Origin of the sequence: Secundilactobacillus folii (assembly GCF_009720675.1) — a bacterium.
GTDB lineage: Bacteria > Bacillota > Bacilli > Lactobacillales > Lactobacillaceae > Secundilactobacillus > Secundilactobacillus folii.
In genome coordinates, this window is the sequence record NZ_WNJO01000001.1 from 22415 (window position 1) to 41720 (window position 19306).

Here is a 19306-nt window from a genome sequence, read left to right on the forward strand (position 1 = left end):
TGATTGTTGCAGTTATTTTGCGACTAGGGGCAAAGAAGTCAATGCTTCAAACCTCCATTTTCACGCAAATAAAATCAAACTGTGGTTTCAGTAACCGAATATAAGTTATTACTGGGTAAAAGATGTTCAATTAAATATGTACACATCCAAAAACGGCTAAGACATCTGGCATGGTGTTCTAGCCGTTTTTGAATTCAAGATTGTAATGATTCAAGCCTCACTGTGCATTGGTTTTTAAGTTCAGCAGTTTGCAAAACTCATAATTTCTGACAAATTTCGGAAAAACAGCTTTATTAATACCAAAATATCATTTAAGATTAAACTATATACGCGAGAAATAGCAAACGAGGGATAATATGCAAAATAATAACGAAGAATCAAATCAAGAACTGACGCCGGGTCAAGCTCAACTAGATTCGTCGATCACCCAAAAAATCAATTATTTGCAGACGTTGCAGGATGCTTTGCACGATCGTGATGACCGACAAATCTATGAACTGATCGATAACACGCGCTACGCACGTGAAATCAAGAAATCCCGGTCGACTACCCAGACCCAGAATTTGGCTGATCTTGTGGCCGATGATCACCCGCAGTTAAGTCACTACCTCAGTCAAAATTTAATTGAATATTTAGGCAAGACTTACCCATTCTTTTACTACGATGAGGTCCAGGACGGTGAGTTTGATATCTACTTTGGTAACTGGTGGGATCGTCGCTTGTTTGGGCAGTTAGATGTGTTAAACGTGGCCTTTAAATTTGATGAGACCGAGTATAACAAGTTGAAGCGAACCTTTGAACTCGATTCGGCTAACCAACGTTACAATACCGAAAATATTGCTCAGATTACGGCTAAAAGTGCTGAACTGCAAAAGCTCATTGACCAACAGGACGAACGGGACCATCAAAAGGAGAGTTTACGTGATCAGTTGAAAGAGATCAGTCAACGAAGCACGCTCCCCTGGGATTCTGGTAAAGTCAAAGAAGAGCGTCAGACCATTGTTGACCAGCTTTCTAAGCTGGCTGATGATGACGAAGCTGCCATCAATGCCAATAAACAGATTAAAGAAAATGATGAACAGATCCTGACCCTGTCCAAAGAGGATACAATTCTGACTTATGAGAAGCAAAGTATTCAAAAATCATTTGAAGACTTTTCGCATTTTGAATCACATAATCTGAGTTTATACGCGGACTATTTGAATAATTTGATTGGCAAAGGGCAGGTGAAGACTGATGATTAATGATAACGATCCGTCGACACTTAGTACAAGTGGACGCTTACTTTCGTATAATGACGCCGTTAAAGAAGGGCTTAAAACCGGTGAAAAGTTTACCGATTTGATGGATCAATTAATTAATACTAAGGATCCAAAGGTGCTACTAGAGGCAGCAGAAGCGCTCTCCGTTTTTGAACTCGACAGTGATTACGTTACTTTTCCGCACCAGTATAACAATGCGGACTACTACTTGATTTTTATGAGTCGGCTGTTGGAATTACACGATAAGGGTGAAGCAATTACTTTGCAGTCTCATGAAGGAGATCAACATTTAACACAGTCGCTTTCTGCTTTAGGTGATTTGGCCAGCTTTGCCTTCACAGCTGCCAACGACTCCACTGGCGGTGTCTACTATCAAGATCAGGTGACGAATGAAACAGTATTTTACCTGAACCTGAAACGCCAGATTATGCGGTTCAATAGCAGTGCGATTACGACGCTGTTTATTGAGACCTACGCGGATAAAATCGATTCTGACCATCTGCTATCTGCTACTGACTTGCTGATTGCGTTTGGACAATCGCTGAAAACTGATTTTGGTTTTGATGTCGACTTTAATTTACTGGATACCAGCAACAATGAATTCTACGCGTTCAAGACCAGCAATTTAGCAAGTGGTATCGTTGACAAATTATTCGTGGCTGCTGCTTCTGAGGATTACATGCTAAAACATGACAAGGATGGTGCAGTTTTGGAGCTGACACCAGACGTCACCCTTAAAATTGCCAGTCATAATAGTACTGGGGCAGCTGCCTGGGGCCTTTATGTTCAAGACAGCAAGCAAGAGGTTTCCTGGTTTAAGATTTTACTTCAGTACCCGTTCTTGCGTCACTGGTATTTGGATGATCTCGCAGATTTGCAAATTCAATCCGATAATTTAGTTTTTTAGAGGTGACATTTTGATACTTGATTTAGCGAATATGCTTCAAACGTCAATTCAGCGCCGCAACCAGTTTAATTATGAGCACCAAGTTGCCGTTCGGCCGGAGGAGGGGTTACGAATTGATTATGTTGCTCTGAACGTTTCCCTCGCACGCTTGGCAAATGTGATGGGCTGGTATAAATTAGGTGAAGATGTTGATCCATCTGATTCGGAAACGCTGCTGACGAGCTATGTAGATTTGATCAATCGGGTCTTCCACGTTGCAGCCAGACAAACTTGGTCACACTTAATAGTGATTAAACCGGACGACCTTGAAGCACTGAAGGAAAAGCAAAAGGCAAAGAGTTTGAGTCAGGAATTCTTGTCAATTCAGCACTTCATTGATCAGTCCTTATTTGAACGGCAACAAGATGCATTTCGACATGCTTGGCACCTGATTTTGAAACTTGGTTTAGTTGATTTAGGTTTTGATGAAGAGACAATTCAAAAAACCTTTTTAAATTAAAAAACCGTTTATCAATTCTGGCACTATGACCAGTTGATAAACGGACTTTTTTATTAATGATAGCCGTTAGCTAAGATGAAGAAGTTTGAAGAACAAGTGCACATATTCGCGCTTGGGAGTGCTCATGAAGTGCTTTGATTGCGCACGCTGACGACTTGCGCTCTGATACATTTCCCACGCGCCGGCAATCACAAATAAACCGATAATAAATGAGATAAAGATCATCGCAATCCCTCCAAAATAAAGATGTCAATTTCGTTACAGTTTCATTATCGTTTTATGACGATGAAAAAGCAAGCATTTTATTCAAAAAGTTTTCGCTGTACAAGAAATTGATTGAGGTTCACAGGAAACTTTCTCCTTAATGTTTGTATCATACAGATTACTGATGTTATCGGCTCTTGAAACATTGAAATGTTAAAAAAAGCAATTCAAAAAAGCGCTTACTTCCTTCTAGAAATCAATCAGCACGATGATTCTAATTAGAGTCATTGTGCTAATTAATCTGATATTGGAAATAAACGCTTTTTTCATTTCTATGCGGCAAGAGAGATTCGAACTCTCGACCTACGGTTTAGAAGACCGTTGCTCTATCCAGCTGAGCTATTGCCGCAGTGCAATAAAACAACATGTATAAGTATACGTGACAGGGGGAATCAAGTCAATCTGAAATGGTTTAATACTCATTAAAAACTTATACGTTTCTCATACTAAGAGGGGAATCTTCGTGTTGCATTCACTTGTCTTAGTCAAATATTCATGTACAAAAAGGTAAATATTTTGTAAAAAATGTATTTAAATAAGAAAAAACTTAAATTTTATCCTTAGATTCGTAAATTACAATTGAAATAGAAAAAATTCACTGATAAAATGAATTTAAGCTGAGGTACAGCTTCGGGAAACGTTACTTGGAGGGACGTTTTTTGAACCTGTCTGGGAGGTTGTTCCCAGTTGGCTTGTGATCAGGAGCATGAGCTGTTTGACTTGGTCACGAATGTTTTTAGTTTTCGTTGTAGGTGTCAAAAATTTCAGTCTATGATTGACAGGGGTGTCAGCCATGACTAAAAGGATGGGGAACGCGATGAGCAGAATGATAGAAATGAAGGGCAAGCAGTTTGGCCGCTTGACCGTTATTCGCCAGAATGGACAAGATCCGAAGAATGCTGATTTGTTGTGGGAATGTCGCTGCAGTTGTGGCAACATTGTCACTGTTGATGGTTCTCGACTGCGTGGCGGTTACGTTCGCAGTTGCGGTTGCTTACGTCGAGAGTTAGCACGTCAGCGCTATTCGAAGAACGAAGGCTTTACCCGCAATATGGGTAACCCACAGAACTTACGAAATAGCGACGGTATTATGGTTTCTTCAATGAAGGAATCACAGCGGAATACCTCAGGTGTGGTGGGTGTCTCGTATGATAAAGCGACTGAGCGTTGGTTAGCTCGGTTAATGTATCAAGGACGCTATGTATTATTGAAGAGTTTTGAAACTAAAACTGAAGCAATTCACGCTCGTAAAGAAGCTGAGACACTATATTGGCACAAATCAGATAAGCAAAAACAAACCGTCAGTTAACACAGACTCATTGAGCCTTTGTGTTTAACGCGACTGATAATAATGCAGCGCTGAATTTCGTTTTTCGGAATTTAGCGCTGCTTTATTATTTTAGTTGTTCTTTGTGTGAAGAGCAAAAAAGCCTTAATGTTTCGAGAAAAGATGGCTAGTGATCTGGAAGTACAGACAGCTCACTAGCCATTAATCAGCTTGATAAACCCTTTAAAAATTAGTCTAACTTTAGAATGGACGTCCTAGTATCATGATTGGGTAGGTGTTTTTCTGGGTCGGTGTCACGCAAATAATCAATTTCTTGCACCATGATTCTTGTTAGTGAACGTTTGACGGTTTCATCGTTTAATGCAGCGGTCAACATCGAGGCAAATTCCTTCTTCATGTCTGCAGGAAGACTCTTGGTATCCGCTGCATTGTTCAAAGCCCTTAAAATGGTTGAAGTTGCCATATTAGCAGTATGATCATCAAATTTATGGTCAGCCATCATCATCACCTCATTCCCTTAAGTTGCCATTATTATACCTGAATAATTAAAATAAAGTGTGACTAAACTCTGAATATCCTAGGTTGATTACGCCAAAAATTAACGATAAAAATTAACATAAAATGAGTTATCAATATGGTTGACGGTGTGGTTGTCAGCCATGATTTTATGAGTTATTCCGTTTTGAATTTAACTGCTGTTCCGTAGGCTGCGACCGATTGCATGTCGGCACCAATTGAACCCGAATCAAAACGCATCATAACGACGGCATCTGCGCCCATGTCCACCGCGTTTTGTCGTAACCGCTGAATCGCTACATCACGGGCTTCAACCATCATTTTGGTATAGTCCTTGATTTCGCCACCCACGATATTTTTTAAGCCTGCGCCAATGTTTCTAACAACATTCTTTGATTGGGTGGTTAGCCCAAACACTTCGCCGATGATCTCGTAGTCTTGTCCGGGAATATGTTCCGTGGTTGAAACTAAAATGTCTGCCATTTTGATTCCTCCTTTAAAACTGTGCTTATTGTAACATAGGCTGTTTAAAGAACCAATTGGTTAGTCAAATATTTTGGTGATCTCACCAGCGTTGAACGTGTGCAGCTGATGGTCCTGGTCATCGATCATTTCTAGCTCACCGAAGTCGTTGATATTACTTGCAATACCAGTAAACAATTGGTTTCCATACTGGACTTGGATAGACTGCCCCAAGAAACTGAGATGCCGGCGATAAATCGCTAAATGTTGATGATTGGTATAGGTTTGAGTTAGGCGGGTAATTTCCGCGACTAGCTGAATTAAGAAGCTGGTTCGTTGTTCATCACTTGGCTGGCTAGTCAGTAAGTTACCCGCGATGGCTTTTAAAGCTGACGGAAAATCCTGCTGATAAAGGTTGATACCAATGCCCACGATCAAAGCGCCCTGAGCGCCTATCTCAGTGAGGATGCCGGCAATTTTTCGATGGTTTAAGTAAAGGTCGTTGACCCATTTTAAATCAGTCGTGATCTTGAAGACCGTCAGAATAGCGTTAAACGTTGCGACAGCTAAACCAGTGGTCAAAAGACCGATGGCCTGCGGATCAGGCCGTGAGTGGGGGAAAATAACGGTCAGATATAGGCCACCATTTTGCGATGAATAGAAGGGACGCTTGAAACGCCCGACTCCAGCAGTTTGCTGATCGCTCCAAATAATAACGGGTGTGTTTAGCTGACGCTGTCGACAAATGATCTTGGCGTAGGCATTAGTGGAATCAATTGTACTGAAATGCCAAAAAGTTATTTTTGACCTGATCACGCGTTCAATTTCAAGCTTGATCTCTGCGTCTGTCATGATGAAACTCCTTATTTGTGATAAGACTAGCATACCTAAAATTCTAGAAAATGCAACAAATTGGTTTGATAATCAAAGCATTTAGAAAGATGATTAACTTGATTATCTCTTGTATTTGAAGGATTTAAACGGTTATTTAAAGGCGTTTATCTGAATTTTTACTTGACATGAGCCCTTTTTTTAGAATATGATACTGCCATCAAATACTTTGATGTTTGAAATAGTTTTGAAGGGGGTGCTTTACATCGTATGCAATTAACTTCTCAAGAGATTCGGGGGCTGATTCCCAACCGATTTCCCATCTTCTATATGGACGGGGTAACCGACTTGGTTGCTGGCGAGTCAATTACTGCCATAAAAAATGTGACAGCCGATGAAAGCTTTGTGAACGGTTTTCGTCCCGGTGAGTACACTATGCCATTTGCATTGATCGTTGAATCACTGGCACAAGCAGCCTCGATTTTAATTTTAAAATCACCTGCATTCGCTCATAAAACAGCGTATTTGGGTGGCATACCAAAATCGGAGTTTATTAAGGACGTTCACGCTGGAGATCAACTAGCGCTAAAAGTCAGGATGAAAAAGCAGCGTGACAACATGGGTGTTGTTTCCTGCGAAGCCGTTGTCAAAGAAACAGTCGTTTTGACCGCTGAACTGATGTTTATCGTTGAGCCCGAAGAGACCGAACTTTGATTCTTCAGCTTTCACTGCTATTATTTTGATAATGGAACAATTTGACGATCGAAATGGGTGGTGAGTGTATGGATTACGGCAGGGCGAAACGAATTAATCAGTTATTGACAACGGTTTACGGTGAGGTACTAAGGGTCGAAGAACTGGCACTAAGGCAGAGTCAGTTCAAAGATATCTCGATCAAAGAAGTGCACGCTATTGCGGCCATTTCAATGTATGAACATAAGACGACTTCCCAAGTCGCCCGCGAACTGCGAATTACCCCCGGAACGCTAACAACTATGGTGAATCACCTGGTCAGAAAGGACTATGTGCAGCGCCTTCGAAGCGATGATGATCGCCGATTTGTCCGCCTTGGACTGACTCGACGTGGCCGCTTGATTTATCGGGCTCACGAATCCTTCCACCGTCGAATGGTTGAAAGCTTCGCTAGGGATATGGACGATGAACAGCTTCAAATCATTGAAAAGGCGCTATTAAACCTACAAGCGTTTCTTGAACTAGCTGATCCGACTACTCCAAATAAGTGAGGGGTTATTCATGACAAACATCCGAATTGTCCAGAGCGCGCACGTTGCTCCTGAGCGAGTAGTGCCAAATGACGAGTTGACCAACTATATGGACACTTCTGATGAGTGGATCAAATCGCGAACTGGTATTTCGCAACGACACGTTTCAACTGGTCAAAAAACGAGTGATTTATGTACAATTGTTGCTCAGCAGCTGCTGGATAAAGTAGGCTGGCAACCAAAAGATTTAGATTTTATCATTGTTGCAACCATGTCACCGGATTATCTGACACCGGCGACGGCCGCAATTGTTCAAGGGCGCATTGGTGCCAAGTCGGCCTATGCATTCGACATCAACGCTGCTTGCTCAGGCTTTATTTATGGCTTAAAAATTGCTGAAGGACTACTGCAAACACCACACGCCAGAGGGATGTTGATCGGCGGCGAAGTACTGTCAAAGTTAGTTGACTGGCATGAACGGTCAACAGCCGTTTTGTTTGGTGACGGAGCCGGTGGTGTTTTGCTAGCCAATTCACCAGAGCAAGGATCCCAGTTTATAGCATCAGATCTTGAAACTCTTGGTGAACTTGGTGATAGTTTGACCGCTGGTTATCAGCCAGTTAATTCCGTTTTTAATACGGATGCGACGGACAGCCATCAACAGTATTTTGAAATGGACGGCAGAGCGGTGTACCGGTTTGCAACCCACAGTGTTCCAGAATCCATCGAACGGGCGTTGAACAAAGCGGGACTATTAGTTAATGACGTTGATTATTTTATTTTACATCAAGCAAACCAGCGAATTATTGATCAAATTGCTAAGCGGCTAGACCAACCGATAAACAAATTTCTCAGTAACGTTGCTGAATATGGCAATACTTCAGCTGCCAGCGTGGCCATGCTGCTGGATCAAGAACTGGCATCAGGGACGATCAAGCGTGGTCAAACCATCGTTTTAAGCGGGTTTGGCGGTGGCCTTACCGTCGGCACGCAAATCATTAGATACTAACAACTTTAAGGAGATTATTAATCATGACAAACGACGAAATTTTTTCAAAGGTACAAGCTATTATTGTGGACCAAACTGGTGAAGACGATGACAAAGTGACTATGACGACTAACATCAAGCAAGATCTGGATGCTGATAGCTTAGACATCTTCGAAGTTATCAACGAAATTGAAGATGAGTTCGACATTAAAATTGAAACTGAGGAAGGAATCGAAACCGTTTCTGACTTAGTCACTTTCGTTGAGAAACAACTCGCTAAGGAACAAGGTTAGTTCGATGCAATTAGACCCATTGATGAAAACGCTGGGATTAAAATATCCCATTTTTCAAGGCGGTATGGCCTGGGTCGCTGACGGTCGGTTAGCCGCAGCCGTATCAAACGCCGGTGGACTAGGAATCATCGGTGCGGGACACGCTTCAGGTGAGGTAGTCGCTCAAGAAATTAAACGGGCTAAATCACTGACTGATAAACCCATTGGCGTCAATGTGATGTTACTGTCACCGCACGTAGAAGACGTTGTGAAGGTGATTTTAACAGCTCAGGATAGCATTACCGTTGTGACTACAGGTGCTGGAGATCCTTCCAAGTATCTACCGCAATTTACCGCTGCTAATATCAAGGTGATCCCCGTTGTTGGGTCGGTTGCCTTGGCAAAGCGGATGGCTCGTGTCGGCGCTGACGCTGTCATTGCTGAAGGAATGGAATCCGGCGGCCATATTGGCAAATTGACCACCATGGCGTTGGTACCACAAGTGGTCGATGCCGTCGATATTCCGGTGATCGCAGCTGGTGGAATTGCTGATGGTCGTGGGATGGCTGCTGCCTTCATGCTGGGTGCAGCAGGAGTTCAAATGGGAACCCGCTTTTTAGTGGCCACTGAATCCCGGGTTCATCCTAATTATAAGCAGGCGGTCTTAAAGGCTAAGGATATTGACACTGTGATTACCGGTGAATATGCTGGGCATCCAGCCCGAGTCTTGCGAAACCCAATGGCCAAAAAGTTTCTCCGGCTGGAAAAAGCAGAGGCTGGAAAGCCCAACCCTGATTTTTCAGAAGTCGAAGAAATCGGGAACGGTAGTCTGCGGCAAGCGGTTTTGACGGGTGATGCTAAAACTGGGGCCTACATGGCGGGTCAAATTGCCGGCCTAGTTAAACAGACGCAGCCAGCTGCTGAAATTTTAGCAGAGGTGTTTGAACAAGCGACAAAATTGATGGGTGGTGTTTAGCGTGAGAGTTGGATTGTTATTTAGCGGTCAAGGGGCTCAAAAAACGGGAATGGGGCAGGACCTCTACGACCATAATGAGACTTATCGACAAGTGATCGATCAGGCGAGTGACACGCTCGAAATGGATCTGCCCAAACTGTATTTTGACAAAGCTGAGAGCGCTCACTTGAACGCAACGTCATTCACTCAACCAGCAATCGTAGCGATGAGCCTAGCGCTTTACGAGGCTGTGAAGCCCGACCTACACCAGATCGTGGCCGGTATTGGGTTGAGTCTTGGCGAATATAGCGCTCTGGCGGCCAGTGGCTTCTTAACTGAAACCACCGCTTTGCAACTGATCAAGCGTCGTGGCAAGTTGATGCAGGAAGCTAGTGATCTAAAGCCAAGTAAGATGGTTGCCATCATGAGTACCCCAATCGACTTAATTCAAGCGGCTTGCGAGAGTGGCAGGCAAAAGGGCGTGGTCGCGATTGCAAACGTGAATACGCCTAAGCAAGTTGTCATTGGTGGTGAGGTGGCCGCCGTTGATTTAGCAGTTGATTTTCTTTCCAACCATGATGTTTCACGAATGGTTCCCCTTCAGGTCAGCGGTGCGTTCCATACGCCGCTAATGGCTCCGGCACAAACGGGGTTAAATCAAGCTTTGCAACAGGTCAACTGGCAAAAGGGGTCATTTCCGGTGATCAGTAATACGACTAATGAACCGTTTAAGACGACCAGCTTAACAACTACGTTGACCAATCAATTGGTTTCCACCACGCGGTTTGCCGATGCAATTCAGCAGTTGGCAGGGCAAATTGACGCCGTGATTGAATTGGGACCAGGTAAAACGCTAATGAGTTTCGCTCGAAAGACGATTAAGGGCATTAACTATTATCATATTGATGACCAGAAGACGTTAGACGAGACGCTAACAGCTTTAAGGAGTGAATAGGTTTGGATCTAAAGGATAAAACGGTTTTGGTCACTGGCAGTACACAGGGCATCGGTTTAGCCATCGCCCAAGCATTTGCAAGACGGGGTGCTAATATTGTCCTAAACGGCCGTCATGCAGCTAGCCAAGAAGTGATTGATTTGATTCAAAATGAGAACGTCACTTGTTGGGACGTTTCTGCTGATATTACGGATCCTGATGCGATCAAACAATTGATCGACCACGTCTACACGGTTTCAGACCACTTAGATGTCGTTGTCAATAATGCTGGAATCGTCAATGATAAATTGTTGAACCGAATGAGCGAAAACGACTTTAGTCAGGTGATCAATACCAATTTGACGGGGACATTTAACGTGATCAAGGCCTGCTTGCGTTCGATGTATAAGGCTCGCAGCGGGGTCTTCATCAACATGGCAAGTGTGATTGGTCTGACAGGTAATATTGGCCAGGCAAATTACGCGGCAAGTAAGGCTGGCATCATTGGCCTGACTAAGTCAGTTGCTAAAGAAGCTTCAATGCGAGGCATTCGTTGCAATGCCATTGCCCCAGGAATGATTGACACTGCGATGACTGCGGCACTGAGTGACAAGGTGAAAGAAAGTATCTTACAACAGATTCCGCTCAAACGTTTGGGATCAACTGATGAAGTGGCACAAGCGGCCATCTTTTTGGCGGAAAATGATTACATGACAGGTCAGACGATTACCGTCGACGGCGGTCTGACCATGCAGTAAGGAGCGATTTTAATTTATGAGTAGAGTTGTCATTACAGGAATGGGTGCGTTGACACCGATTGGTAATAGCGTCGCAGAATTCGAAGACGGTTTAGCGGCTTCGAAAGTTGGTTTTAACCCAATTTCACACTTTGACGCAACGGAGACTGGTATCACACTGGCCGGTGAACTTTCCAATTTTGATCCTTTAAAGCGGTTGGGAAAGCGAGACCTCAGGCGGATGGATGCATTTACTCAGTACGCGATGTATGCCACAGCGGAGGCCATTGAACAGGCAGGTATTGATGGCACCAATACCGTTCCTGAAGATATGGGAGTGATTTATGGTTCAGGGATCGGTGGTCTAACGACGATTCAAGAACAGGTGATAAAGATGGCCAATAAGGGCCCACAACGAGTCTCACCAATGTTTGTTCCGACTGCCATTTCAAATATGGCATCGGGGAATATGGCCATCCGTTACAACGCTAAAAATATTTGTACCACCATTGTGACAGCTTGTGCCTCGGGAACCAATGCAATCGGTGAAGCTTTTCGTCAGATTAAGGAGGGCCGGGCTGAGGTCATGTTGACGGGTGGCTCTGAAGCCTCTGTCAACGAAATTGGCATTGCGGGTTTTGCGTCCCTTTCTACTCTTTCGACTGCGACGGATCCTAAAAAAGCTTCGTTACCATTTGATAAGAATCGGCTTGGTTTCGTAATGGGTGAAGGTGCCGGGACTTTAGTTCTGGAATCACTGGAACACGCACAAGCACGTAACGCTGAAATTTTAGGCGAGATTGTCGGTTACGGTGCAACCGCTGATGCTTACCATATTACCTCACCAGACCCAGCTGGCACTCAGGCTGCACGTGCCATGCAGTTGGCTATTGATGAAGCTGGGGTGACACCAGCGGATGTTCAATATGTCAACGCCCATGGCACGGCTACGATGGGTAATGATAGTGCTGAATCAAAGGCGATCAACACGGTCTTTGGCACTGACAGTGACGTCCTGGTATCGAGTACTAAGTCCATGACTGGACACTTACTCGGTGCTGCCGGAGCAATTGAAGCCGTTGCCACGATGGGTGCCATTCGGTCTGGCCAGTTACCCGAAAACGTCGGTGTGACCAAACAGGACCCAGAATGCAACGTCAATTTAGTTAGTGCTAAAAATCGAGATACTCAGGCTGAATACGCTATTAGCAACTCGTTTGGATTTGGCGGTCATAACGCCGTCCTTGCGTTTCGAAAGTGGGCGGAATAATGACACTGGAAGAAATTCAAGCCATTATTAAGCAGATCAACGACAGTGATATTCGTGAGATCAATTTAGATTATCAAGATATCCACCTGTATTTGAACAAAAATAAAACCAGTCATCGTGACGCCACTGCCTCTTCGATTCTTCCGTCACCAGCAGGGACAACTCAGGCGCCGCGGGTTCAAAGTGAAGCCGTTGTCGCTTCAGAGTCAGCCGAACCCAAAGCGTCAGCTGCACCGATAGATAACAGTGAAACCATTAAGGCCCCCTTAGTCGGCGTTATTTACCTTCAGCCCGCGCCTGATAAGCCGGCCTACAAACAAGTGGGTGACCATGTTTCAGTAGGCGAAGTTGTTTGCGTGATCGAAGCCATGAAAATGATGACGGAGATCAAGAGTAAGGTTGAGGGCACGATTTCTGAAGTACTAGTTAAAAATGAAGAGGTGGTTGAATTTGATCAGCCACTGTTTAAGGTAACTAAATGAGGTGATAGAGCTTGTCAGAAGAACAAACAAAACATGAATTAGATGTTGTTGAGATCCAGAAAATTTTACCGCACCGTTATCCGATGCTCTTAGTTGATCGCGTGGTGGATTTTGTACCAGGCGAAAAGGTCGTTGCCAAGAAAAACGTTTCGGTGAACGAGGCCTTCTTCCAGGGCCATTTTCCTGGCAATCCAGTTATGCCTGGCGTTTTAATTGTTGAAGCCATGGCCCAAGCTGGAGCCATCGCTCTGTTGACAAAACCGGAATTTCAGGGCAAGACGGCCTATTTTGGTGGCATGAATAAAGTTAAATTCCGTCAAATGGTTCGGCCTGGAGACACGTTACGGTTAGAAGTAACCCTAGATAAGATTCGCGGTAACGCAGGACTGGGTCACGGAACGGCCTACGTAGATGACAAACGGGTTTGCTCTGGAGATCTCACCTTTATGATTGGGTAGGTGAATAACATGTTTACAAAAGTTCTGATCGCTAATCGCGGTGAAATTGCGGTCCGGATCATTCGGGCTCTACGTGAACTTGGCATTAAATCGGTCGCTATTTATTCGACCGCGGATGCTGATGCCCAGTACGTTAAACTGGCGGATGAAGCAGTTTGTGTCGGCGGTCCCCAGCCTGCTGATTCCTATTTGAATATGCAAAATATTGTGAGTGCGGCCGTTTTAACTGGTGCAGAAGCCATTCATCCTGGTTATGGGTTTCTTTCTGAAAATGAAGACTTTGCCGAACTGTGTGAAACCTGCCATATTACCTTCATCGGCCCAAAGCCTGAAACCATTGCGTTAATGGGGAATAAAGCCAACGCAAGAGTTCAAATGCAGGCGGGTGACATTCCGGTAATCCCTGGTAGCACCGGCTTCTTAAAGGATGAAGCTGATGCGGTTAAGGTTGCCAAGCAAGTTGGTTATCCGGTCATGCTAAAGGCTGCCTCTGGTGGCGGTGGTAAAGGCATTCGTCGCGTAGAAAGTGAAGACGATATGAGTGCTGCCTACCGAGATGCAACCAGTGAAGCCAAAATTTCATTTGGTGACCAGCGGATGTATTTGGAAAAAATCATTACTCCAGCAAAACATATCGAGGTGCAGGTTTTTGCTGATCGCTTTTGCCACACCGTTGCTTTTCCAGAACGGGACTGTTCACTGCAGCGACACCAGCAAAAAGTGCTCGAATTGAGCCCCAGCCCGGTGGTTTCACCTGAAGAGCGACAAAACATTTTGAAGATTGCTGTGCGCGCAGCAAAAACGATTGGTTATTTGAATACCGGTACAATTGAATTCCTAATGGATCAGGATCACCAATTCTACTTCATGGAAATGAATACCCGAATTCAGGTTGAACATCCGATTACTGAAGCCGTCACCGGCATTGATCTGGTTAAAGAACAAGTCCGAGTGGCCTCGGGCAGACCATTATCCTTTAAGCAGTCCGATATTCAAGTTCACGGCTTTGCTGTTGAGGCGCGGGTGAACGCTGAAGACCCAGCAATGAATTTTATGCCCCAAGCAGGGGTGGTTAAGCAACTGAAATTACCTGGTGGACCAGGGATTCGAGTTGATAGCGGCATTCACGCTGGTGACATGATTTCTCCGTTCTATGATTCAATGGTGGTTAAGATCATTGCCCATGCATCGACTTACAAAGAAGCTTTAAAGAAATTAAACGAGGCACTGGCTGAATTTGAAATGTCTGGGACCGCTAGTAATCAAGATTTTTTGCAGGCGTTATTAAATGATCCTGTTGTTCGTAAAGGGCAGGCCACTACCGACTATGTGACAAGCAGTTTTATGCCAGAATACACCAAAGATTCGATTCAGGAGGTGGGTTAGATGTCGTTTAGTGAACAGCTTGGCGAACACGTGAAGCGGTTTTCTTCGCGTTCCGTTTCCATGCTGAAACACTATCAGGCCAAGGTGCCAAACGGAATCTGGATGGTCTGCCCACACTGCGGGGCGAGTTTTTACTTCAAGCGGGCAGGCCAGTATAAAGTTTGTCCCGAGTGTGGTTACGGCTTTCGCGTGACAGCTCACCGACGTTTGCGCATGCTCACGCACCATTTTGACGAGTGGGATGCAGGCCTTGAAACCGCTGACCCCACAGAATTTCCTGATTATGAACGTAAAATCAAAAAGGCCCAGTCAACCACCCACCTCAAAGATGGTGTATTAACTGGTAAGGCGCAGATTGGTTCCCAAACAGCAGCGTTAGGCATTATGGATCCACTTTTTATTATGGGCAGTTTGGGGACAGCAAACGGTGAACGAATTACGCGTCTGTTTGAAAAAGCGACCAGTCAGCATTTGGCCGTGATTTTACTGACCGCCTCAGGTGGGGCAAGGATGCAGGAAGGCATCTATTCTCTAATGCAAATGGCCAAAATTTCGCAGGCTGTTAACGACCATTCTGACGCTGGCCTGGCCTTTATCTCTGTCATTATGGATCCCACAACGGGCGGAGTAACCGCTAGCTTTGCTAGTCAGGCAGACATCACTTTGGCGGAGCCCAAAGCCCTGTTAGGATTTACTGGCAAACGGGTCATCGAACAAACCATTAACAAGCAGCTACCAGCTGATTTTCAAAGCGTCGAGAACGGTTATAAGCGCGGATTTATCGATGAAATTGTTAGTCGTGAGGCTTTACCCGGACGACTGGAGCAACTTTTGGGAATTTTGACTGCTAAAAAGTGGGGTGGTGACTAATGTCTGATACAGAATCGATCATTGCGGGCGCCAGGAGTGACCGGAAAGCAAACATGGCTGATATCATTGACCGCCTATTTAGCGACTTTTTTGAAATGCATGGTGATCAAGTGGCAGGTGATGACCCAGCAATCATTGCCGGCCTAGCTAAACTTGGTGGTCATCCCGTTGCACTAGTGGCTACTCAAAAGGGCAATACCCTAGAGGAACGAATGGCCACCCATTTTGGTAGCCCTGAACCCACTGGGTATCGAAAGGCACTCAGGGTCATGGAAACGGCTGAAAAATTAAACTTTCCTATTATAACTCTGATTAATACCCCAGGTGCATACCCGGGTGCGGATGCGGAAGCTTCCGGACAAGGGCAAATGATTGCGCAAAATATCCGGCAGATGTTAAAGTTAAAAGTACCGATTCTGACGCTGATCGTTGGCGAAGCTGGTTCAGGCGGTGCGCTAGCGCTTGCCTGTTCGGATGAGATTTGGATGTTTGAAAATAGTATGTATTCAATTCTATCTCCAGAGGGGTTTGCTTCCATCATGTGGAAGGATGCGCACTTGGCTGATAAGGCGGCTGATTTGATGCGCTTAACACCTGAGTGGCTACTCGAGCAGCACGCGATTCACCGAATCATTCCAGAAGATATGTTGGCGGACGGGTCCCTTCAAACGGCGATGACAACCACTCTGGAGCGATTAAGTCAACAAAGTGTTGAACAGCGGCTAACAAGAAGAGCTGCGTTCTTCAGAAAATTCTAGCGATTTGTTAGCCCGGGGGGTTGACGAACCGCTGGATGTTTTGTAAAATACAGTTTGTTGTATTTGTGGGCTTCCACAGCTACAACCGCACGGGCCAAGTATTAAGATCGCTGCCTATATTCCTTTGAATCGGCAGTTTGGCGCTTGTTTCCGGCGAGTCTGAGTGTTTAATTAAGAAGGAGGTGCACATACATGTACGCAATTATCGTAACTGGCGGTAAGCAATACCGCGTTCAACAAGGTGAAACTGTTTACGTTGAAAAACTCGACGCCAAGGCTGGCGACAAGGTCACTTTTGACCAAGTTGTTTTCGTTGGTGGTGATTCAACAAAAGTTGGGACACCGTTAGTTTCCGGTGCTTCGGTATCAGGAACAGTTGAAAAGCAAGGCCGTGAAAAGAAGGTCGTGACCTTCAAGTACAAGCCTAAGAAGGGTCAACACACGAAGGTTGGTCATCGTCAACCATATACCAAGGTTGTTATCGACGCTATCAATGCTTAAGTTCTGTGGGTGATCATTCATGATTCAAGCAGCATTTGATTATGATAATGACGATCGAATCGTCGGTTTCAAATTAACTGGTCATGCGGACAGTAGCCCATACGGCAGTGACATTGTGTGTTCTGCTGTTTCGGCGTTGTCAATCAGTACCGTTAATGGTTTGGCCTCAGTGGCTTCAATTAAGCCAGTCGTGGTTTCTAAGCCCGATGAAGGTGGCTATTTAAGCCTAAGAATGCCGCCGGTCGATGACTATATTCAAGATCGAATTAGTCAGGCATTATTACAAAGTTTTCAAAATGGACTTTTAGATGTTGAAAAACAATATTCGAGTTACATTCGAATCAACTAATTTCTGGAGGTGAAACTCATGTTAGAAATGAACTTACAATTCTTCTCTCACCATAAAGGTGGTGGTTCTACTGCCAACGGTCGTGATTCAGCTGGACGTCGTCTGGGTACGAAGGCTGCTGATGGTTCAACTGTAACCAGTGGTTCAATTCTTTACCGTCAACGTGGAACGCACATCTATCCAGGTGCCAACGTTATGCGTGGAAACGACGATACTTTATTTTCAAAGGTCGACGGTGTCGTTCGCTTTGAACGTAAGGGCCGTGACAAACGCCAAGTTTCTGTTTACCCTGTAACAGAAGCCGCAGCAAGATAATCAAAAAAGGCCCCGTGAGGGCCTTTTTTATTTGACGTGATTTTGATTTAAAGGGAGGGGTAACGCAAGTGGTAAATAGAGTTCGAGCACTGCAGGCACAGTTTGAGGATTTGAGGATTGATGCTTTTCTCGTAACTAACACGGTGAATAAAAAATACTTAACGGGTTTTGACGGGGATGGTGTGGTTCTGATCACGGGTGCACGCACCTTTGTGATCACTGATTCACGCTATGAAACTGAATTAGCGCAAAAACCACATGACTTTGACGTTATTATTACCCGGCAATACTTTCACGCAGCAGCTCAGCAAGTCACTCGTGAAGCCGTTGCTGTCATGGGCTTTGAAGATACGCTACCCTATCATGATTACGATTTGATTGACGAGATAATGGCAGCTGACATCGTGCCAATGACCCAGTTGATCGAACAAATGCGTGAGGTTAAATCACCTGAAGAATTAGCGGATATCAAAAAAGCGTGCCAGTTGACCGTGACCGGATTTAACCAGTTACTCCCCATCATTAAACCGGGTGTAACGGAACGTGAACTGGCTAATCGATTAGACGCGATCATGAAATCTCTCGGAGCGCAAAAGCCAAGTTTTGACACGATCGTTGCTAGCGGGACTCGTGCCGCACTACCGCATGGAGCTGCAACCAGCCGAACAATCCAAAACGGAGAAATGATCACGATCGATTTCGGTTATGAATTCAATGGTTACACTTCAGATATGACCCGAACCGTTGCACTAGGCAATCCGGGAGATAAATTGAAACACGTTTATCAAATCGTGCGTGAAGCACAAAGGGCCATCATTCAAGCCGTTAAACCCGGAGTTTCAGGCAAACGCTTGGATGAAATTGGTCGTGAGATCATTACGGACGCTGGCTATGGAAAATATTTCAACCACGGTACGGGACATGGCATCGGCCTTGATATTCATGAAGGACCGGCCCTGTCAACCCGTTCAGAAGACCAAATGACGGTCAATAACGTCGTGACCGTTGAGCCAGGGATTTATTTACCAGGATTAGGCGGTATTCGAATTGAGGATGATGTTTTGGTGACGAATACTGGCCAGCAGATTTTAACTGATGAGCCAACGGACTTGATGATCTTATGATTCGTGATTTATTTAACGGTGAGCTTGCAATTATAGGCCGTTAGTTGGTATCATTAGAAAGAATTATTTAGGAGGAAACACAATATGGCAATTTCTACAGCAGATTTTAAAAATGGATTAACAATTGAAGTTGACAACGCAATCTGGCGCATCATTGAATTCCAACACGTTAAGCCAGGTAAGGGGGGCGCCTTTGTTCGTTCTAAGTTAAAGAACTTGAGAACCGGTGCCGTTCAAGAAAAGACTTTCCGTGCTGGTGCTAAGATGGAACAGGCACCTATTGAAACCCGTAAGATGCAGTACCTCTATGCTGACGGTGATTCGCGGGTCTTTATGGATACTGATAATTACGAACAAATTGCTGTCCCAGATGACACCATCAAGGATCAATTACCATACTTGCAAGAGAATATGGAAGTGAACTTGGTTCAGTATGGCTCAGAGACGTTAGGAATTGAAGTGCCGAACACGGTTGTTTTGACGGTCACGGCAACTGAACCAGGAATCAAGGGCAACACGGCTTCTGGCGGTTCAAAACCCGCTACTATGGACACCGGCTTAGTGGTTCAAGTGCCATTCTTTGTTAACGAGGGCGACAAGCTTTCAATTAACACCCAGGATGGGTCATACATCTCACGTGCCAACTGATCTTTTT

At 44.8% G+C, this 19306-nt stretch carries 25 protein-coding genes, 1 tRNA gene and 1 other annotated feature; of the genes, 22 read left to right on the plus strand and 4 right to left on the minus strand.

Features of this window, described 5'->3' with window-relative positions; all coding sequences use genetic code 11:
• Positions 1-356 precede the first annotated feature (356 nt).
• From GM612_RS00125 to GM612_RS00135, 3 genes are read left to right on the plus strand one after another with little or no spacing between them, the layout of a single operon-like run.
• Entirely contained in the window at positions 357-1244 is an 888-nt protein-coding gene (locus GM612_RS00125; protein WP_246147453.1) for an exonuclease SbcC, read from the plus strand.
• On the plus strand, positions 1237-2169 hold the full coding sequence (locus GM612_RS00130) for a hypothetical protein (protein ID WP_155430362.1): 933 nt from the start codon (positions 1237-1239) through the stop codon (positions 2167-2169). Before GM612_RS00125 ends, GM612_RS00130 begins: the two co-directional genes overlap by 8 nt.
• A 10-nt stretch (positions 2170-2179) precedes the next feature.
• The gene (locus GM612_RS00135) at positions 2180-2668 is read left to right on the plus strand and encodes a dUTP diphosphatase (protein ID WP_155430363.1); all 489 of its coding nucleotides are present in this window, start codon (positions 2180-2182) and stop codon (positions 2666-2668) included.
• A gap of 539 nt (positions 2669-3207) precedes the next feature.
• On the opposite strand, the gene GM612_RS00140 is transcribed toward GM612_RS00135, so the two are convergent.
• Positions 3208-3281, minus strand: a tRNA-Arg gene (locus GM612_RS00140).
• A gap of 468 nt (positions 3282-3749) precedes the next feature.
• Between GM612_RS00140 and GM612_RS00145 the strand changes: the two genes are divergently transcribed.
• Positions 3750-4241 (plus strand): AP2 domain-containing protein, encoded by a 492-nt coding sequence (locus GM612_RS00145; protein ID WP_173021170.1) that lies wholly within the window; start codon positions 3750-3752, stop codon positions 4239-4241.
• Between the two features lie 208 nt (positions 4242-4449).
• On the opposite strand, the gene GM612_RS00150 is transcribed toward GM612_RS00145, so the two are convergent.
• The 3 genes from GM612_RS00150 to GM612_RS00160 form a co-directional block, all read right to left on the minus strand.
• Positions 4450-4719 carry a hypothetical protein gene (locus tag GM612_RS00150; RefSeq protein ID WP_155430365.1) on the minus strand — a complete coding sequence of 90 codons (270 nt, stop codon included), beginning with the start codon at positions 4717-4719 and terminating at the stop codon, positions 4450-4452.
• 173 nt (positions 4720-4892) lie between these two features.
• Positions 4893-5219 (minus strand): heavy metal-binding domain-containing protein, encoded by a 327-nt coding sequence (locus tag GM612_RS00155; protein WP_155430366.1) that lies wholly within the window; start codon positions 5217-5219, stop codon positions 4893-4895.
• A gap of 60 nt (positions 5220-5279) precedes the next feature.
• Complete coding sequence (locus GM612_RS00160; RefSeq protein WP_173021171.1) at positions 5280-6050, minus strand: biotin--[acetyl-CoA-carboxylase] ligase; 771 nt, start codon at positions 6048-6050, stop codon at positions 5280-5282.
• A 249-nt stretch (positions 6051-6299) separates the two neighbouring features.
• Here GM612_RS00160 and fabZ (GM612_RS00165) point away from each other — a divergent pair, with 249 nt between their 5' ends.
• The 18 genes from fabZ (GM612_RS00165) to efp all read left to right on the plus strand — a co-directional run bounded on the left by fabZ (GM612_RS00165) (position 6300) and on the right by efp (position 19299).
• Positions 6300-6743, plus strand: a complete 444-nt coding sequence (gene fabZ / locus GM612_RS00165) for a 3-hydroxyacyl-ACP dehydratase FabZ (protein WP_155430368.1) — start codon at positions 6300-6302, stop codon at positions 6741-6743.
• 68 nt (positions 6744-6811) lie between these two features.
• The gene (locus tag GM612_RS00170; RefSeq protein ID WP_155430369.1) at positions 6812-7273 is read left to right on the plus strand and encodes a MarR family winged helix-turn-helix transcriptional regulator; all 462 of its coding nucleotides are present in this window, start codon (positions 6812-6814) and stop codon (positions 7271-7273) included.
• Positions 7274-7283: 10 nt separating this feature from the next.
• Positions 7284-8261 (plus strand): beta-ketoacyl-ACP synthase III, encoded by a 978-nt coding sequence (locus GM612_RS00175; RefSeq protein ID WP_155430370.1) that lies wholly within the window; start codon positions 7284-7286, stop codon positions 8259-8261.
• 23 nt (positions 8262-8284) lie between these two features.
• Positions 8285-8533 carry an acyl carrier protein gene (locus GM612_RS00180; RefSeq protein WP_155430371.1) on the plus strand — a complete coding sequence of 83 codons (249 nt, stop codon included), beginning with the start codon at positions 8285-8287 and terminating at the stop codon, positions 8531-8533.
• 4 nt (positions 8534-8537) lie between these two features.
• Positions 8538-9488 carry an enoyl-[acyl-carrier-protein] reductase FabK gene (gene fabK / locus GM612_RS00185; protein ID WP_155430372.1) on the plus strand — a complete coding sequence of 317 codons (951 nt, stop codon included), beginning with the start codon at positions 8538-8540 and terminating at the stop codon, positions 9486-9488.
• A 1-nt stretch (position 9489) separates the two neighbouring features.
• Positions 9490-10422 carry an acyltransferase domain-containing protein gene (locus GM612_RS00190; protein WP_155430373.1) on the plus strand — a complete coding sequence of 311 codons (933 nt, stop codon included), beginning with the start codon at positions 9490-9492 and terminating at the stop codon, positions 10420-10422.
• 2 nt (positions 10423-10424) lie between these two features.
• Positions 10425-11159 carry a 3-oxoacyl-ACP reductase family protein gene (locus GM612_RS00195; RefSeq protein ID WP_155430374.1) on the plus strand — a complete coding sequence of 245 codons (735 nt, stop codon included), beginning with the start codon at positions 10425-10427 and terminating at the stop codon, positions 11157-11159.
• Positions 11160-11175: 16 nt separating this feature from the next.
• Positions 11176-12408, plus strand: coding sequence for a beta-ketoacyl-ACP synthase II (fabF, locus tag GM612_RS00200; protein ID WP_155430375.1), 1233 nt, complete (start codon positions 11176-11178; stop codon positions 12406-12408).
• Entirely contained in the window at positions 12408-12890 is a 483-nt protein-coding gene (gene accB, locus GM612_RS00205; RefSeq protein ID WP_155430376.1) for an acetyl-CoA carboxylase biotin carboxyl carrier protein, read from the plus strand. The genes fabF and accB overlap by 1 nt, the downstream gene beginning before the upstream one ends.
• An 11-nt stretch (positions 12891-12901) precedes the next feature.
• Positions 12902-13348 carry a 3-hydroxyacyl-ACP dehydratase FabZ gene (fabZ, locus tag GM612_RS00210; RefSeq protein ID WP_281349172.1) on the plus strand — a complete coding sequence of 149 codons (447 nt, stop codon included), beginning with the start codon at positions 12902-12904 and terminating at the stop codon, positions 13346-13348.
• Positions 13349-13357: 9 nt separating this feature from the next.
• Positions 13358-14734, plus strand: coding sequence for an acetyl-CoA carboxylase biotin carboxylase subunit (locus tag GM612_RS00215; protein WP_155430377.1), 1377 nt, complete (start codon positions 13358-13360; stop codon positions 14732-14734).
• A 60-nt stretch (positions 14735-14794) separates the two neighbouring features.
• A complete protein-coding gene (locus GM612_RS00220; RefSeq protein WP_246147459.1) occupies positions 14795-15604 on the plus strand; it encodes an acetyl-CoA carboxylase carboxyltransferase subunit beta in 810 nt (269 codons plus the stop codon).
• A complete protein-coding gene (locus GM612_RS00225) occupies positions 15604-16362 on the plus strand; it encodes an acetyl-CoA carboxylase carboxyltransferase subunit alpha (protein ID WP_155430379.1) in 759 nt (252 codons plus the stop codon). Before GM612_RS00220 ends, GM612_RS00225 begins: the two co-directional genes overlap by 1 nt.
• Before the next feature lie 73 nt (positions 16363-16435).
• Positions 16436-16533, plus strand: a sequence feature (ribosomal protein L21 leader region).
• A 21-nt stretch (positions 16534-16554) separates the two neighbouring features.
• The gene (gene rplU / locus GM612_RS00230; protein WP_155430380.1) at positions 16555-16863 is read left to right on the plus strand and encodes a 50S ribosomal protein L21; all 309 of its coding nucleotides are present in this window, start codon (positions 16555-16557) and stop codon (positions 16861-16863) included.
• A gap of 19 nt (positions 16864-16882) precedes the next feature.
• Positions 16883-17212, plus strand: a complete 330-nt coding sequence (locus GM612_RS00235; RefSeq protein WP_155430381.1) for a ribosomal-processing cysteine protease Prp — start codon at positions 16883-16885, stop codon at positions 17210-17212.
• Positions 17213-17230: 18 nt separating this feature from the next.
• Positions 17231-17527, plus strand: coding sequence for a 50S ribosomal protein L27 (gene rpmA / locus GM612_RS00240; RefSeq protein WP_155430382.1), 297 nt, complete (start codon positions 17231-17233; stop codon positions 17525-17527).
• A 68-nt stretch (positions 17528-17595) separates the two neighbouring features.
• A complete protein-coding gene (locus tag GM612_RS00245; RefSeq protein ID WP_343031717.1) occupies positions 17596-18651 on the plus strand; it encodes a M24 family metallopeptidase in 1056 nt (351 codons plus the stop codon).
• Positions 18652-18735: 84 nt separating this feature from the next.
• A complete protein-coding gene (efp, locus tag GM612_RS00250) occupies positions 18736-19299 on the plus strand; it encodes an elongation factor P (RefSeq protein WP_155430383.1) in 564 nt (187 codons plus the stop codon).
• Positions 19300-19306: the final 7 nt, after the last annotated feature.

What these genes read in the sequence shown, in the direction of transcription:
- rplU (WP_155430380.1), top strand. Translation starts at nt 16,555, where the DNA reads ATGTACGCAATTATCGTAACTGGCGGTAAGCAATACCGCGTTCAACAA.
- accB (WP_155430376.1), top strand. Translation starts at nt 12,408, where the DNA reads ATGACACTGGAAGAAATTCAAGCCATTATTAAGCAGATCAACGACAGT.
- GM612_RS00225 (WP_155430379.1), top strand. Translation starts at nt 15,604, where the DNA reads ATGTCTGATACAGAATCGATCATTGCGGGCGCCAGGAGTGACCGGAAA.
- GM612_RS00130 (WP_155430362.1), top strand. Translation starts at nt 1,237, where the DNA reads ATGATTAATGATAACGATCCGTCGACACTTAGTACAAGTGGACGCTTA.
- GM612_RS00170 (WP_155430369.1), top strand. Translation starts at nt 6,812, where the DNA reads ATGGATTACGGCAGGGCGAAACGAATTAATCAGTTATTGACAACGGTT.
- fabZ (WP_155430368.1), top strand. Translation starts at nt 6,300, where the DNA reads ATGCAATTAACTTCTCAAGAGATTCGGGGGCTGATTCCCAACCGATTT.
- GM612_RS00235 (WP_155430381.1), top strand. Translation starts at nt 16,883, where the DNA reads ATGATTCAAGCAGCATTTGATTATGATAATGACGATCGAATCGTCGGT.
- GM612_RS00160 (WP_173021171.1), bottom strand. Translation starts at nt 6,050, where the DNA reads ATGACAGACGCAGAGATCAAGCTTGAAATTGAACGCGTGATCAGGTCA.
- GM612_RS00155 (WP_155430366.1), bottom strand. Translation starts at nt 5,219, where the DNA reads ATGGCAGACATTTTAGTTTCAACCACGGAACATATTCCCGGACAAGAC.
- GM612_RS00180 (WP_155430371.1), top strand. Translation starts at nt 8,285, where the DNA reads ATGACAAACGACGAAATTTTTTCAAAGGTACAAGCTATTATTGTGGAC.
- fabK (WP_155430372.1), top strand. Translation starts at nt 8,538, where the DNA reads ATGCAATTAGACCCATTGATGAAAACGCTGGGATTAAAATATCCCATT.
- GM612_RS00220 (WP_246147459.1), top strand. Translation starts at nt 14,795, where the DNA reads ATGCTGAAACACTATCAGGCCAAGGTGCCAAACGGAATCTGGATGGTC.
- efp (WP_155430383.1), top strand. Translation starts at nt 18,736, where the DNA reads ATGGCAATTTCTACAGCAGATTTTAAAAATGGATTAACAATTGAAGTT.
- GM612_RS00145 (WP_173021170.1), top strand. Translation starts at nt 3,750, where the DNA reads ATGAGCAGAATGATAGAAATGAAGGGCAAGCAGTTTGGCCGCTTGACC.
- GM612_RS00150 (WP_155430365.1), bottom strand. Translation starts at nt 4,719, where the DNA reads ATGGCTGACCATAAATTTGATGATCATACTGCTAATATGGCAACTTCA.
- GM612_RS00215 (WP_155430377.1), top strand. Translation starts at nt 13,358, where the DNA reads ATGTTTACAAAAGTTCTGATCGCTAATCGCGGTGAAATTGCGGTCCGG.
- rpmA (WP_155430382.1), top strand. Translation starts at nt 17,231, where the DNA reads ATGTTAGAAATGAACTTACAATTCTTCTCTCACCATAAAGGTGGTGGT.
- GM612_RS00125 (WP_246147453.1), top strand. Translation starts at nt 357, where the DNA reads ATGCAAAATAATAACGAAGAATCAAATCAAGAACTGACGCCGGGTCAA.
- GM612_RS00175 (WP_155430370.1), top strand. Translation starts at nt 7,284, where the DNA reads ATGACAAACATCCGAATTGTCCAGAGCGCGCACGTTGCTCCTGAGCGA.
- fabF (WP_155430375.1), top strand. Translation starts at nt 11,176, where the DNA reads ATGAGTAGAGTTGTCATTACAGGAATGGGTGCGTTGACACCGATTGGT.